Source organism: Azospira oryzae, from assembly GCF_004217225.1.
In the GTDB taxonomy this organism is placed as follows: Bacteria; Pseudomonadota; Gammaproteobacteria; order Burkholderiales; family Rhodocyclaceae; genus Azospira; species Azospira oryzae.
Genome location: NZ_SHKM01000001.1, coordinates 1510044 through 1524047 on the forward strand (window position 1 = coordinate 1510044; position 14004 = coordinate 1524047).

The following is a 14004-nucleotide window of genomic DNA, read 5'->3' on the forward strand; positions in this document are numbered from 1 at the left end:
GCCGCCTTGGCCTAGAATCGCCCCATGAGCCCAACCACCCTCCCCTCCCGCACCCTCTGGCCCGTGCCCGGCACCTGCGCCGTGGACATCATCGACCAGACGGCCCTGCCCCATCATTTCCGCACCCTGCGCCTGTTCACCCTGGAAGAGGCGGCCCACGCCATCCGCGCCATGCAGGTGCGGGGCGCGCCCCTGATCGGCGCCACCGCCGCCTACGGCGTCGCCCTGGCCCTGCAGCGGGACGCCTCCGACGCCGCCCTGAGCCAGGCCGTGGCCACCCTGGGCGCCACCCGACCGACGGCGATCAACCTGCACTGGGCCCTCAACCGCATGCAGGCCCTGCTGCGCCTGCTGCCCCAGGAAGACCGGGCCGAAGCGGCATGGACCGAAGCCGCCGCCATCGCCGACGAGGACGCGGAACAGAACCGCCGCATCGGCCAGCATGGTCTGGAACTGCTGCGGCCCCTGGCGGAAAAGCGGGGACGGCTGGAGATCATGACCCACTGCAACGCTGGCTGGCTGGCCACGGTGGAACACGGCACCGCTCTCGCCCCCGTCTATGCCGCCCACGCCGCCGGCCTGCCGGTGCATGTCTGGGTCTCCGAGACCCGGCCCCGCAACCAGGGCCTGCTGACGGCCTGGGAGCTGGCCCAGAAGGGCGTGCCCCACACCCTCATCGCCGACAACGCCGCCGGCCTGCTGCTGGCCCGGGGCGAGGTGGATGCCGTGATCGTCGGCGCCGACCGCATCGCCGCCAACGGCGACGTGGCCAACAAGGTGGGCACCTATCTCAAGGCCCTGGCGGCCCGGGAAGCGGGCGTGCCCTTCTATGTCGCGGCACCCCGTTCCACCCTGGATTTCGCCTGCCCCGGCGGCGCCGCCATTCCCATCGAGGAGCGGGAAGGCGACGAGCTGCGCCTGGTGCACGGCCTGGACGGCGCCGGCAGCCCCGGCTCCATCCGCCAGATCGCCGCCGCCGAGGCCGTGGCCAACCCGGCCTTCGACGTCACCCCGGCGGGCCTGGTGGCCGCCCTCATCACCGAGCGCGGCGCCTGCCCGGCCAGCGCCGACGGCATCTTCGGCCTCTATCCGGAGGAACAGGACCATGCCCGCTGATCCGCGCCAGAGCCTCATCACCGCCGCCCACCGCATGGCGGCGGAGGGCCTCAACCGGGGCACCGCCGGCAATCTCAGCCTGCGGGCCAAGCTGGACGGGGTGGACGGCTTTTACGTCACCCCCACCGGCATGAGCTACGACAGCCTGCAGGCGGAGGACGTCCCCTTCGTCAAACTGGCGGACGGCAGCCACGTGGGGCGCCGCCTGCCCTCTTCCGAATGGCGCTTCCACCGGGACATCTACGCCGCCCGGCCGGAGACGGGCGCGGTGCTGCACGCCCATTCCCCCTTCGCCACCTCCCTGGCCTGCCTGCGCCGGGACATTCCCCCCTTCCACTACATGATCGCCCGCTTCGGCGGCGACACGGTGCGCTGCTCGGATTACGCCACCTTCGGCACCCAGGCCCTCTCCGACACCGCCCTGGCCGCCCTGGAAGAACGCAAGGGCTGCCTCCTGGCCAACCACGGCATGATCGTCTGCGGCAAGGATCTGGGCGAGGCCCTGGCCCTGGGAGTGGAACTGGAAAGCCTCAGCGAGCAGTTCTGGCGCGCCAGCCAGCTGGGCTCGCCGATGCTGCTCGACACGGAACAGATGGCCGAGGCCCTGGGCAAATTCGCCACCTACGGCAAACAGACCTGAAGGGTCGGAACTCAACAACGGGGTCGCCTGGAAGGCAGCAGGGACGCCCATCCCCGGGCACCCTACCTGAAGAAGATTGCTAGGAGCGACCCCTGGCAGGGCGACGTCCCCGACGCCAGATCCGCCCCAGCAGCAACCAGGTCGGCACCAGCAACCCCACCAGCAGCAGACTCGCCGCCCACAGGCGCAGGGACAGGGCCAGGCTCCCGGGCTGGAACATGCCCACCAGCCAGGCCACGGGGAACGGCACCGGCACGCTCATGTCGGCCACGCCGATGACCGCCGGCGCCAGGCCGCAGACGCTGCGGAAGGACCACAGGGCCGGTCGGCGCCAGCTGCCCCGGGGCGCCGGCACCAGGAAGGACAGGGCCAGGGCCAGCAACAGCAGCCCCCCCAGGCTGCGCGCCGCCCAGGCCGGCAGGGCCGAATCCAGGGCCAGGAAAGCCTCGCAGCCCGTCACCCCCGGCAACAGGCAGGCCCCGCCCACCGCCAGGGTGAGCAGATAGAGGGCCAGGGCCGGCCAGACGAAGAGATAAAAGACACCGAGAAAGAGCGCGATGCGCAGGGCCGGGCTCGGTCCCTTGGCCGGTGCCGCCTCGGCAGTTTCCCGGGCACGGCGGGAAGCGGCGGTGGAGGGCTTGAAGGGCAGGCTCATGGGGCGGGCTCAGGTGGAAGCTGGGCGGAAAAAAGGGAAACGGGAAAATTCGCGGGCCGGGCACGCCGCCAGCAAAGCTCGCCGGCGGCAGAGCCGCGAACCACCCGGCAGCGGCGCCAGGCGCCACTATAGGCCCTCCGCGCGCCCCTGACGAGAGCGTGAACGCTGCAGCGACAGCCGGGCAGCGGAGCGCCGCGGCCGGGAGGAAGCGACGGAACAGGCACCCGTCGCCGGCCATCGCGGCCGCGGCCGGCCTGGGGCGCCATGTCTGCCGCAAACGCCGAAGGCGCCCGCGGCGCCGCCCTCATCCCGCCACCGCGACAGAAGCCAGGACGGGATTCAGTCCGGAGCGCCCATGCCCCGCACCACCAGCAGGTCGCACTGGATTTCCTCGATGACGTGGAGGCTGACGCTGCCCAGGAGGGCGGCGGTGAGTTCGGAATTGTCCTGGGTCGCCAGGGCGATCAGGTCGAAGCTGAAGTCCTGCACCACCCGCTCGATTTCCGCCGGGGCGTAGCCGTGGCGCAGGCGGGTGCCCGGGGCCGGGCCGTCCTGCCAGCCCAGCTCGGCGACGAAGCGGCCCATGGCTTCCCGGGCGTCGCTCTCGGCCTTGTGGCGGTAGAAATCCAGGGTGCTGTCCCGGGCGCCGGCGAAGTACATCTGGCGCTCGAAGGGGGCTTCATAGACGTGCAGGAATTCCCGGTCCGCCTCGGGGGCAAAGGCCCGGGCGATGGCGGCGGCGGTGCGGGCATTGGCGGAGAAGTCGGTGGGCAGCAGCACCCGCCGGTAGGGGCCGGCGGCGGCCTGCTTCACCACCAGCACCGGGCAGGGGGCCAGGCGCAGGGCCTTGTGCACCGTGGAGCCGAGCAGTACTTCCTTGAGGAAGCGTTCGCCGTGGGCGCCGAGGACGATCAGGTCGGCCCCCAGTTCGCCGGCGGCCTTGGCGATTTCCGCCCCCGGCCGGCCGACCCGCAGTTCCACCTGATGGGGCGGCAGCTCGGGCAGGCGGGAGAGGCGCTCCTCCAGCTCCTGACGGGCGCCGCGGCGGGCCTCGGCCTCGGCCGCCTCCGGCGCCTGCATGGCGAAGCGCCGGGCCAGGTCCAGGGGCCCCTGGGGAATGACGTGCAGCACCGTCAGGCGGGCGCCCCGCTGCCGCGCCAGCTGGGCGGCCCGGGCCAGGGCCCGGTCGGCGGCGGCGGAAAAGTCGGTGGCGATGAGCAGATGGCGCAAGGCGTTGACGGGGGCGTTCATGGGCGGTTTTCCGGAGCGAAGGGAGGCAGTCCAGCGGGAACATGCCGACGGCAAAATTCTAGCGGCGGGAGGACCATTGCACAGTCCGGCACGGCCCCAGCCGGGGCAGCCCCGAACCGACACCGAGGCAAAGGTTCGGCGAGGGCGGATGGCGCCTTGGCATCGGCCTGGGAATGTCTACAATGAATGTTCCCCGGCCCCTCTGCCGGGAGAGCGGCCAGAATTGCGGCATTCGAGGCACCCCCGGTGAAGATGCCCGTCCCTTGGGCCTTTCATGGCACCTAGAAAAACGTGACGTACGTCACGTTACGCAATATATTTGGCATGGTTGGTGTGCTAGCTTTCCGTCATAGCGACTGTCAAACAAGCAAAGGGAGGGGAATCCCATGCACCAGAACCACCGGCCCGTCATCGACGACGAGCTGTTCGGGGCCGCACTGGCCCAGACGGAGAGGGAAACGGCGGAGCGTCACGTGCGCGTGCAGATGTGGGAGCCGGGCGCCATCGGCCTCGACAGCCAGGGCCACAACGGCGGCCTCTACTGCGTCCAGCACGGCCGCCTGGAACTGATGGTGCGGGACGCCAACGGCGGCGAACGCTCCCTGCGCCTGATGGGCAGCGGCGACATCTTCGGCCTGGAATGCCTGCTGCCCCAGGCCCCGGGCGGTTACCAGGTGCGGGCCCTGACCCGCTCGGCGGTGATCGCCGTCAATCCGGAACTGGTGGACCGCTGGATCCTCTCCTGCCCCGATTTCCGCCGCGCCCTGGCCAATCGCCTGGCCTCCGGCATCTGCCACCTGGAACAGGAACGGGAGCACACCCTCTCGCGCCCGGTGGCGGAACGGCTGCTGTGCTATCTCATCTGCGGCGAGAGCTGCCAGTCCGAAAGCGCCGAGCGCCATCCCGGCCACGGCCCCCTGCCCATGCAGGTGCTGGCCCGGCGTCTGGGCTGCAGCGCCGGCCACCTGTCCCGGGCGGCGCGGCGGCTGTTGCAGAGCGGAGTGGTGCAGCGCACCCATGGCGGCCTGCAGATCGGCGACCTGAGCCGCTTCGAGGGCGCCCTGTGCGAGGGTTGCCGCAAGTCCTAGGGATGGCGGCGGGAACGACGGCTACTTGCCGTCGAGAATGAAGTGCATGGCGGCCGACAGGGCCTCGCTGGTTCCCACCAGAATCAACACATCCTCGGGCTGCACCACGGTCTCCGGCAGGGGCGCCTCGTCCCGCACCCGGTGCCGGCGCAGGGCTTCCAGCTCGACGCCGAAGCGGCCCAGGTCCAGCTCGGCCAGGCTGCGGCCGACGGCGTAGGCCTGCTGCTCGATGACGCAGGCCAGCTTCTCCTGGGAGATGCGCTGCAGGCGGTCGCTCTCGCCCCGGTAGAAGGCCCGCAGGGCGGTGTAGCGGTGGGCCCGCACTTCCCGCACCTGTTCCAGGGCCCGCTCCACCGGCACGCCGAGCTGGGTCAGGGTCTGGGCCGCCAGCATCAGGCTGCCTTCCAGCACTTCGGGAATGACTTCGGTGGCCCCCAGACTCTTCAGATGTTCCAGGTGCAGGTCGTCCTGGGCGCGGACGATGATGGGCATGTCCGGCCGCAACTCCCGCACCAGATGCAGCACCTTCTCCGTCGCCGGCAGGTCGGCGTAGGTCACCACCAGGGCCCGGGCCCGGTCCAGGCCCGCCGCCTTGAGAATCTCGCGGCGGTCGGCGTTGCCGTACACCACGTTCTCCCCCGCCTCCACCGCCTGGCGGATGCGGGCCTCGTCCACATCCAGGGCGATGAAGGGAATGCTCTCCAGGTCGAGGAAGCGGGCCACGCTCTGGCCGGTACGGCCGAAACCGCAGAGGATCACGTGCTGCTCGATGCCCATGGCGTGCACCGCCACCTCGTGGATCATGCGGGTGCGGTCGCTCCATTCCTGCCGCGACAGGTGCTTGCTCCAGCGGCCGGCCTGGCCGATCAGGAGGGGCGCGATGAACATGGAGAGCAGCATGGCCGCCATGGTCACCTGGAACACGTCGGTGGGCAGCAGCTTGTTGTCCCGGGCCAGTTCCAGCAGCACGAAGCCGAACTCGCCGGCCTGGGCCAGCTGGATGGCGGTGCGGGCCCCCACTTCCGGCGAATTGCGCATCAGGAGGGTGATGAGGAAGACGATGCCGCCCTTGGCCAGCACCAGCAGGGCCAGGGCCAGCAGCACCGCCGGCAGGTTCTGCAGGACGAAGTGCAGGTCCAGCAGCATGCCGATGGTGACGAAGAAGAGGCCCAACAGCACGTCGCGGAAGGGCCGGATGTCGGCCTCCACCTGGTGCCGGTAGAGGGTCTCGGAAATGAGCATGCCGCCGATGAAGGCGCCCAGGGCCAGGGAGAGGCCGGCCCAGGCGGTCAGGGCGGAGAGGCCGATCACGATCCACAGCACGCTGAGCATGAACAGCTCGGGGGACTTCTGTCGGGCCACAGCGTCGAACCAGCGGCGCATCAGGCGCTGCCCCACCAGGATCATGGCCGCCAGGGCCAGGGCGGCCTGGCCCAGGGCCATGGAAATGGCGCCGGCCATGCCCTTGGCGTCGGCGGCCAGGGCGGGAATGATGATCAGCAGGGGCACCACCGCCAGATCCTGGAACAGCAGCACGGCCATGGTCTGGCGCCCGGGCTGGGAATGCAGCTCCAGGCGCTCGGAGAGCAGCTTGCTGACGATGGCGGTGGAGGACATGGCGCAGGCGGCGCCGACGGCCAGGCCGATGCGCCAGTCCTGGCCGTAGTAGAGGATGGTGACCAGGGTGGTGCCCACCAGGGTCACCCCCACCTGGGCGCCGCCCAGGCCGAATACCAGGCGGTGCATGGCTTTGAGCCGGGCCAGGCTGAACTCCAGGCCGATGGAGAACATCAGGAAGACCACGCCGAACTCGGCGAAGTGGCTGGCCTCCTCACTCTCCGCCAGGAGGCCGAAGCCGTAGGGACCGACGATGAGGCCGATGGCCAGGTAGGCCAGCAGGGAGGGCAGACGCAGCTGCTTGGCGACGACGACGAACAACACCGCCAGGGAGAGCAGGAGGACGACGCTGAACAGTGAGTCGGTCACGGCGGACTCCGGCTCCGAATAATGGGTTGGGGCGGATTATAGAAGCTGGAAGGCCAGGACGGACACCAACGTAGGCGGCAACGCGCACAGCAGCAGGCCGATGGGGCTGATGGCCTGCTCGTGGAAAGTGCCTTTGAGGATGGAGAAGCCCGCCGGGTTGGGGGCGTTGGCGATCACCGTGAGACCGCCGCCGGTGACGGCCCCCGCCACCAGGGCGTACTGGAAGGCCGGGGTGACGCCCTCCACCAGGGAACCCAGGTAGGTCAGGGCCGCATTGTCGGTGAGGGCCGTGAGGGCGGTGGCGCCGAAGAACAGCACGGTGGGCGCCATGCCCGCCAGCACGTCCTGCAGCCACCACTTCTGCAGGCCGCCCAGGGTCACCAGGCCGGCCAGGAAGAAGGCCACCAGCAGGCCTTCCCGCAGGATGAGGCGGTCCTGGTGGTGCTTGTAGGCCTCGCAGAAGCCGAGGAAAAAGAGGAACAGGCCGAGGAACACGGCCGGATGGTGGGCGAACACCACCACCCCGACCAGGAAGGCCAGATGCACCAGCACCATGCCGGCCGGCACGGCGGGGGCGGCCTCGCCCTCGACGGCGCCGCACAGGCTGACCAGCTCCCGGCGATAGACGAAGGTCACCACCAGGGCGTTGATGCCGACGGCGATGGCGGCCTTCCAGCCGAAGGTGCTGGCCATGAAGGCCAGGTCCCAGCCCCACTTGCCGGCCACCATCAGCACCGGCGGCGCGGCGAAGGGGGTCAGGGTGCCGCCGATGGAAATGTTCACGAACAGCACCGCCAGGGTGGCGTACTTGAGGCGGCTGGAAACGGGTCGGGCGAAATAGCGGTCCCGCAGCAGCAGGGCCCCCAGGGTCATGGCGGCGGGCTCGGTGATGAAGGAGCCGAGCAGGGGCACCAGGAAGAGAATGACGAAGAAGGTGGCGACGCTGTCCGGCAGGGGCAGCGTTCGCGCCGCGGCGCGGACGCTGTGGCCGGCCAGGGCCAGGATGGGCCGGCTGGCGGCGATGACCATGATGACGAAGACGAACAGGGCCTCCGTGTAATTGCAGGATTCCAGGTAGGTCACCGCCTCCCCGGTGCCCTGCAGGCCAACCATGACCAGCACCAGCACCATGGCCCAGAAGCCGAACACCACCTCCACCTCGCCCAGCAGGTGCCACAGGCCGGCATGGGCCGGCTGGGTGTGGGCCAGGTGTTCGAAGTACTTGGTGGAAAAGGTATGCACGATGGCCAGGGCGAACAGCACCGTGGCGGCGATTTCAACGGGAGTGGGGGCGAGGGCCGACATCAGGGCAGGTCCGGGCGCGGGGCAAAAGAAACGCCCGCTGCGGATGACGACGCAGCGGGCGACACGAGTGGGTGTCCAACAGGATTGTTGCTGAATCCAGCCTGGGCATCATAGGCGCGACCGCCCCCGGCGGTAATTCGCCGTTCAGCGTACGGCCGACCAACGACGCGGCCAACCCTAGGGACACGCCGGGCCATCAGGCGGCCTCTTCGTCCGGCGCCGGGGGCGGCACCTCGTTGTCGAACTGGACGACGATGCGCACCAGCTCGGAGAGGTTGCGGGCCTGCAGCTTTTCCATCATGCGGGCCTTGTACACCTCCACCGTGCGGGGGCTGATGCCGAGCACCTCGCCGATTTCCCGGTTGGGCTTGCCGGCGGCGGCCAGGCGCATCACCTCCCGCTCGCGCCGGGAGAGGCGCTCCAGGCGGTCGCGCATCTCGGCGCCGGTGGCGGCCTCCTTGCGGCGGGCAGTGTCCAGGGCCAGGGCGGTGGCGACGGCGTTGAACAGCTGGTTGTCGTCGATGGGCTTTTCCAGGAAATCCACGGCCTGGGCCTTGAAGGCGGTGCGGGCGGTGGAGGCGTCGCCGTGGGCGGAAATGACGATCACCGGCAGCTGGATGCCCTTCTCCGCCAGGGTGGCCTGCAGGGAGAGGCCGTCCATGCCGGGCAGGCGCACGTCGGCGATGAGACAGCCGGGGGCGTCGGGATCGACGGCCGCCAGGTAGTCCTCGGCGGAGCCGAAGGCCTGGACCCGGTAACCCTTGAGGTTGAGCAGCAGACCCAGGGAATCCCGGATGGCCGCGTCGTCGTCCACCACATAGACGGTGGGGGCGTTGGGAGGAATGCTCAGATTCATGGGGCTCCTTTCACAGGCAGCGGTTTTACGGAATAAACGGAATGGTGCAGCGGCAGGGCGATGGTGAAACGGCTGCCGCCGGCGCTGGGCGATTCGGCCCACAGGCGGCCGCCGTGGGCCTCGACGATGGCCCGGCTGATGGCCAGGCCCAGGCCCATGCCGGTGGGCTTGCTGGTGGCGAAGGGCTCGAACAGGCGTTCGCGGAACTGGGGCAGGATGCCCGGCCCGTTGTCCTGCACCACCAGTTGCAGTTCGTTGCCTTCCCGGTGGGCGGCCAGGCTCACCACCGGCTCGTCGGTGCTGCGGCCGAAGCTTTCCGGCGACACGGCGTCGAGGGCGTTGATGAGCAGGTTGCGCAGCACCACCTGGAGCTGCACCCCGTCGCCCCGGGCCGGCGGCAGGTCGGCCGGGATGGCGTATTCGAGGCGGCAGGCCTGGCGCTTGGCCCGTTCCTCAACCTCGCCGATGGTTTCCACCACCAGGGGCAGGATCGGCACCGGATCGCGCCGGGTGTGGCCGGTCTTGAAGAAGTCCCGCAGGCGGCGCACCACGGCGCCGGCGCGGCGGGCCTCGGCCGCCACCTTGTCCAGCACGTCGGACAGCTCGCCGCCCCGCCCCGCCTCCAGCATCAGCTGGCCGGCCCGGGCGTAGTTGGCCACGGCGGTGAGGGGCTGGTTCAGTTCGTGGGCCAGGGCCGCCGCCATCTCGCCGGCCGCCGCCAGGCGCAGGGCCCGCTTCAGTTCGCTCTCGGCCACCTTGCGGGCGCTGGAGGTGACCCCCAGGGTGAGGCCGGTGATGGCCAGGGAGGCCATGAGGAACTGCATCTCCTGCACCGTGCCGCCCTTGTAGCCGAGCCACTGGGCGCTGACGATGAGGCCCACCTGGATCATGGCCAGGGTCAGGCAGGCGCCTTCCAGACCGTGGCGCAGGGAAATCCAGGTGAGGGGCAGGAACAGCAGGTAGAAATACTTGAATTCGTCGGTCCACGGCAGGCCGAACACCACCCACAGGGAGAGCATCACCGCCAGGCACTGCAGGGTGAATTCCCGGGTCTCCAGGAATTTCCAGTCCCCCGGGCGCAGCAGCACCAGGATCAGGGGGGCGCTGACCAGGACGCCGATGGCATCCCCCACCCAGAAACGCACCAGGGCGTAGAGGAAGCCGCGCTGGCTGTCGGGCAGGAAGGCGCTGACCACCAGCAGATAGAGCCCGCCCAGGAGCAGGGCAGTGCCGGCGAGGACGGCGAGAAAACGGGGCAGCGCGCCCCGGTCCCGGATGTCGGCGGCGCCGACCCGGTGCAGCAGGGCTGCCATGAGGCCGTAGCCGCCGGCAGTGATGCCGGTGAGCAGCAGGGTTTCCACGGACAGGGCGGCCATGCCGTGCACCAGCACATTGCCGCACCACACGGTGGCAAAGGCCAGGGGCCAGAAACGCAGGCCGAAGGCCAGCAGCAGGGCCAGGGTCAGTCCCGGGGGAGGATTCCAGGGCGTCACCTCGAAGGCCGGCAGGGGGTGGATGAAGCTGACCCAGTCCAGCAGGAGGTAAAGCAGCACGTAGACGCACCCTACGGCCGCAACCCGACTCGGGTTCAGCGCAGGGGGAACGGGCAGGTGGAAAAAGCGGGCAAAAGTCATACCCGGATCATGCCTGAAAACAGGCCAGGACTGGGTCTGCCGGGGTACGTACGGATTTGTCACGACACGCCGCCAGCGGAAATGCCGGACGCATCCCCCGTGCGGCGCAGTACGCACCCGTAAAAGCACCATGCCCGAGCAGCGCACGGGACGGCGCTGTCGGGCATGGGTGTCCGGAGAGGGCCGCGGAACCTTGGTCCCGGACCGGCCCTGAATCAGAAGTTAGGGCTTGGCGGCGGCCTCGGCCGGAACGGCGGCAGCGGCTGCCGCTTCCACGGCGGCGGGCGCCTTGTGGTCCGCGTCCGGATGCCAGCCGAGCACGGTGAGCAGGACGAAGAAGCCGACCACGTAGGCCAGGGCCACGTGCCAGCCGTGGCGCAGCCAGTTACCCACGGACTTGGCCTCGGGGAACATGTTGGAGAGGGCCACGCCGGCGGAGGAGCCGAACCACACCATGGAACCGCCGAAGCCCACGGCGTAGGCCAGGAAGCCCCAGTCGTAGCCGCCCTGCTTGAGGGCCAGGGCCGTCAGCGGAATGTTGTCGAAGACGGCGGAAACGAAGCCCAGGCCCAGGGCGGTCTGCCAGGAGGCGCCGGGCAGCTCTTCCACCGGCATCATGGAAGCGCAGGTGACCAGGGAGAGCAGGAAGATGGAGCCCTTGAAGGTTTCCGGCAGCACTTCCCAGTCGGGCCGGCGGATGGAGGTGGAAATGAGGATGGCCAGCCACACGGCGACGCCGATGAAGGGGAAGTGGTCCGCCTCCTCGGGGAAGTTGATGTTCACCAGCACGTTGGCGCCGATGGCGAAGGCCAGGATCATGCCGACGATACCGACCCGGGCCCAGTCGATCTTGGTGTGCTGGTGGCCGCCCTTGATGATGGGGGAGTAGGCATGCTGCTGCCTGGAGGCGACGAAGGCGACGATGAGCAGGGCGACGATGGCCGCCACGTAGGCGTCGAGCACGATGTGGGGCGGCACGCCGTCGATCCACATCATGGTGGTGGTGGTATCCCCCACCACGGAGCCGGAGCCGCCGGCATTGGAGGCGGCGACGATGCCGGCCAGGTAGCCCACATGGACCTTGCCGCGGAACAGCTGGTGGGCCATGGCGCCGCCGATGAGGGCCGCGGCGATGTTGTCGAGGAAGGAGGACAGCACGAAGACCATCACCAGCAGCACGAAACCGCCCTTCCACTCGCCCGGCAGGTACTTGGGCAGGATCACCGGCACGTGGCTCTTCTCGAAGTGGCGCGAGAGCAGGGCGAAGCCCATGAGCAGGCACAGCAGGTTGGAGAGGGTGACGAACTCGTGGCCCAGGTGGGCAGCGAAGCCGGCAAAGCCGACCCCGGTCTTGAAGCCGGTGACGAAGATCTTGTACAGGCTGATCACGGTGACGCCGGTGAGGCCGACGTAGAGGGTGTAGTTGTGGAACAGGGCCACGCCCAGCAGGGTCAGGCCGAACAGGATGAAGTCCAGGGGAATGCCGGCCACCAGCACCGGGCCGTCGGCCCAGGCGGAGAGGGGAAAAGCCAGGCACAGGGCCAGCAGGCCGAGGGAGCGCGCTCCCGGGCGGGACAGGGTCGACAGCATGGAATCCTCCAGATTTTTGTGGGCCGGATTCTAACATTCGCCCCGCGGCCTCCCCCTTAGGGGAAAACACTTAGCCCCATGCTGCAACGCCGCATTCTGGCGCACAATAGGACATCGTCTTCCACCACCCGCCCCATGTCCCTCATCAACGCCCACCTCGCCGAAGGCATCGGCAGCATCACCTTCAACTACGACTTCAAGCGCAACGCCCTGTCGGAAGCCATGACCGGCGAAATCGCCGCCGCCCTCGCCCTGTTCACCCAGGAAGGGGCCCGGGTCGCGGTGATCCGGGGCCAGCCGGGAGCCAAGGTGTGGTCCGCCGGCCACAGCGTGGACGAGCTGCCCACCGGCGGCCACGACCCCCTGGGCTGGAAGGACTCCCTGCGCATGGTGATCCGGGAGATCGAAGCCTTCCCCGGCCCGGTCATCGCCCAGGTGGGCGGCAGCGTCTGGGGCGGCGCCTGCGAACTGGTGTTCGCCTGCGACCTCATCGTCGCCACCCCCGAAGCCACCTTCGCCGCCACCCCGGCCAAGCTCGGCGTGCCCTACAACGCCACCGGCCTGCTCACCTTCCTCAACGCCCTGCCCCTGCACCTGGCCAAGGAACTGCTGTTCACCGGCAGCCCCATGGGCGCCGCCCGCCTGGAACGCCAGGGCGTCATCAACCACCTGGTGTCCGCCGCCGAGATCGACGCCTTCGTGCATGAGCTGGCCAAGGGCATGGCCCACAACGCCCCCCTCTCCATCTCCGTGATCAAGGAACAGCTGCGCATCCTGGCCGGCGCCCACGCCCTCTCCCCCCAGGATTTCGAACGCATCCAGGGCCTGCGCCGGGTGGTGTACAACAGCGCCGACTACGCCGAAGGCATCCACGCCTTCAAGCAGAAGCGCAAGCCGATTTATCGGGGGCAGTAGGTAGGATTAGGCTTCCGGCAATCGGGCCGCGAAGGGGAGACAAAGCGTGAAATTCGGTTACACCATCATCTACGTCGCCGACGTACCGGCCTCCATGGCCTTCTGGGAAAGGGCCTTCGGCCTGCACCGGCGCTTCATCGACGCAACGGGCGTCTACGGGGAGCTGGAGGCCGGCGCCACCTGCATCGCCTTCGCCAGCCACGGCCTGATGGCGGACCTGCTGCCCCCGGAATGCGTGACGGCGCCGCCATCGCCCCAGCATCACGCTTTCGAGATCGGCCTCTTCACGGAAGACGTGCCTGCCGCCTACGCCCAGGCCCTGGCCGAGGGCGCCACCGGCCTGACGCCGCCGCGCACCACCCCCTGGGGCCAGACCGTCTCCTTCGTCCGCTGCCCGGAGGGGACTCTGGTGGAGTTGTGTACGGCCATCAAGCGTTAGTGCCCCAGCGCCCGAATCCATATCGCCTGATCCAATGGAAACAAATCCCAGGCAGTCTCCGCGCCCCGAAGCGGAACGTCGGAAATATCAGACGCTGCATGCCGGCATTGTCTACGGCTTCGCCGCGGTTGTTCTCTTTATTGCTTTGACAGTCTCGTTGCAACTCGGACTGGGGATTGGTCTGGCGGCCCTGCTCCTCCTGGGCGCTTGGTGGGGCGTCCTCATCGTTTTCTGGAGCCACCCAGTTTTCTGCCGGTTCGAAATGGAACATGAGTGGTTGGCCAAGACGCGCCAACTGCCGACGGGGGTAGAAAGAACATTGCTCACAGGCCTATGGGTCACTTTCTACTGGCCCCTTCTGCTATCGAAGAACGTCTATTTCTGGGCATTGCTTGCAGGCGTCGGCATCTATTACGCCTTGAAACTCAGGTAAGCCTTGCAGCAGCGAGGTATCAGTCGCATCAGGAACGTACAAGGGCACCGACCACGTCGCAGACATCCACGCCTTCAGGCAAAAGCGCAAGCCGAT

Annotated in this window: 13 protein-coding genes; 6 read left to right on the forward strand and 7 right to left on the reverse strand. The window is 69.0% G+C overall.

Annotated elements, in window-relative coordinates; all coding sequences use genetic code 11:
• The first annotated feature begins 24 nt into the window (after nt 1-24).
• On the forward strand, nt 25-1116 hold the full coding sequence (gene mtnA, locus EV678_RS06890; protein WP_014238389.1) for an S-methyl-5-thioribose-1-phosphate isomerase: 1092 nt from the start codon (nt 25-27) through the stop codon (nt 1114-1116).
• Entirely contained in the window at nt 1106-1756 is a 651-nt protein-coding gene (locus tag EV678_RS06895; protein ID WP_130458965.1) for a class II aldolase/adducin family protein, read from the forward strand. The genes mtnA and EV678_RS06895 overlap by 11 nt, the downstream gene beginning before the upstream one ends.
• A 79-nt stretch (nt 1757-1835) precedes the next feature.
• Here EV678_RS06895 and EV678_RS06900 read toward each other — a convergent pair whose 3' ends face one another.
• Both EV678_RS06900 and EV678_RS06905 read right to left on the reverse strand, forming a co-directional pair.
• The gene (locus tag EV678_RS06900) at nt 1836-2411 is read right to left on the reverse strand and encodes a hypothetical protein (protein ID WP_130458966.1); all 576 of its coding nucleotides are present in this window, start codon (nt 2409-2411) and stop codon (nt 1836-1838) included.
• A 339-nt stretch (nt 2412-2750) separates the two neighbouring features.
• On the reverse strand, nt 2751-3662 hold the full coding sequence (locus EV678_RS06905) for a universal stress protein (RefSeq protein WP_014238392.1): 912 nt from the start codon (nt 3660-3662) through the stop codon (nt 2751-2753).
• A gap of 386 nt (nt 3663-4048) precedes the next feature.
• Between EV678_RS06905 and EV678_RS06910 the strand changes: the two genes are divergently transcribed.
• Nucleotides 4049-4750 (forward strand): Crp/Fnr family transcriptional regulator, encoded by a 702-nt coding sequence (locus EV678_RS06910; RefSeq protein WP_014238393.1) that lies wholly within the window; start codon nt 4049-4051, stop codon nt 4748-4750.
• 21 nt (nt 4751-4771) lie between these two features.
• Here EV678_RS06910 and EV678_RS06915 read toward each other — a convergent pair whose 3' ends face one another.
• The 5 genes from EV678_RS06915 to EV678_RS06935 form a co-directional block, all read right to left on the reverse strand.
• The gene (locus EV678_RS06915) at nt 4772-6736 is read right to left on the reverse strand and encodes a monovalent cation:proton antiporter family protein (protein WP_130458967.1); all 1965 of its coding nucleotides are present in this window, start codon (nt 6734-6736) and stop codon (nt 4772-4774) included.
• A 36-nt stretch (nt 6737-6772) separates the two neighbouring features.
• Nucleotides 6773-8041, reverse strand: coding sequence for a putative Na+/H+ antiporter (locus EV678_RS06920; RefSeq protein ID WP_130458968.1), 1269 nt, complete (start codon nt 8039-8041; stop codon nt 6773-6775).
• 196 nt (nt 8042-8237) lie between these two features.
• Nucleotides 8238-8897: a response regulator transcription factor gene (locus EV678_RS06925; RefSeq protein ID WP_014238396.1), complete on the reverse strand. Its 660-nt coding sequence runs from the start codon at nt 8895-8897 to the stop codon at nt 8238-8240.
• Nucleotides 8894-10663 carry an ATP-binding protein gene (locus EV678_RS06930; protein WP_130458969.1) on the reverse strand — a complete coding sequence of 590 codons (1770 nt, stop codon included), beginning with the start codon at nt 10661-10663 and terminating at the stop codon, nt 8894-8896. Before EV678_RS06930 ends, EV678_RS06925 begins: the two co-directional genes overlap by 4 nt.
• Nucleotides 10664-10753: 90 nt before the next feature.
• Nucleotides 10754-12121 (reverse strand): citrate transporter, encoded by a 1368-nt coding sequence (locus EV678_RS06935; protein ID WP_130458970.1) that lies wholly within the window; start codon nt 12119-12121, stop codon nt 10754-10756.
• A 78-nt stretch (nt 12122-12199) separates the two neighbouring features.
• Here EV678_RS06935 and scpB point away from each other — a divergent pair, with 78 nt between their 5' ends.
• The 3 genes from scpB to EV678_RS06950 are packed head-to-tail and all read left to right on the forward strand — an operon-like array spanning nt 12200 to nt 13908.
• A complete protein-coding gene (gene scpB, locus EV678_RS06940) occupies nt 12200-13036 on the forward strand; it encodes a methylmalonyl-CoA decarboxylase (protein ID WP_235832415.1) in 837 nt (278 codons plus the stop codon).
• A gap of 46 nt (nt 13037-13082) precedes the next feature.
• Nucleotides 13083-13475, forward strand: a complete 393-nt coding sequence (locus EV678_RS06945; protein WP_130458971.1) for a VOC family protein — start codon at nt 13083-13085, stop codon at nt 13473-13475.
• A 34-nt stretch (nt 13476-13509) separates the two neighbouring features.
• Entirely contained in the window at nt 13510-13908 is a 399-nt protein-coding gene (locus EV678_RS06950) for a hypothetical protein (RefSeq protein WP_130458972.1), read from the forward strand.
• The last annotated feature ends 96 nt before the right edge of the window (nt 13909-14004 follow it).

What these genes read in the sequence shown, in the direction of transcription:
- scpB (WP_235832415.1), top strand. Translation starts at nt 12,200, where the DNA reads ATGCTGCAACGCCGCATTCTGGCGCACAATAGGACATCGTCTTCCACC.
- EV678_RS06920 (WP_130458968.1), bottom strand. Translation starts at nt 8,041, where the DNA reads ATGTCGGCCCTCGCCCCCACTCCCGTTGAAATCGCCGCCACGGTGCTG.
- EV678_RS06935 (WP_130458970.1), bottom strand. Translation starts at nt 12,121, where the DNA reads ATGCTGTCGACCCTGTCCCGCCCGGGAGCGCGCTCCCTCGGCCTGCTG.
- EV678_RS06925 (WP_014238396.1), bottom strand. Translation starts at nt 8,897, where the DNA reads ATGAATCTGAGCATTCCTCCCAACGCCCCCACCGTCTATGTGGTGGAC.
- EV678_RS06950 (WP_130458972.1), top strand. Translation starts at nt 13,510, where the DNA reads ATGGAAACAAATCCCAGGCAGTCTCCGCGCCCCGAAGCGGAACGTCGG.
- EV678_RS06910 (WP_014238393.1), top strand. Translation starts at nt 4,049, where the DNA reads ATGCACCAGAACCACCGGCCCGTCATCGACGACGAGCTGTTCGGGGCC.
- EV678_RS06900 (WP_130458966.1), bottom strand. Translation starts at nt 2,411, where the DNA reads ATGAGCCTGCCCTTCAAGCCCTCCACCGCCGCTTCCCGCCGTGCCCGG.
- EV678_RS06905 (WP_014238392.1), bottom strand. Translation starts at nt 3,662, where the DNA reads ATGAACGCCCCCGTCAACGCCTTGCGCCATCTGCTCATCGCCACCGAC.
- EV678_RS06930 (WP_130458969.1), bottom strand. Translation starts at nt 10,663, where the DNA reads ATGGTGCTTTTACGGGTGCGTACTGCGCCGCACGGGGGATGCGTCCGG.
- EV678_RS06895 (WP_130458965.1), top strand. Translation starts at nt 1,106, where the DNA reads ATGCCCGCTGATCCGCGCCAGAGCCTCATCACCGCCGCCCACCGCATG.
- mtnA (WP_014238389.1), top strand. Translation starts at nt 25, where the DNA reads ATGAGCCCAACCACCCTCCCCTCCCGCACCCTCTGGCCCGTGCCCGGC.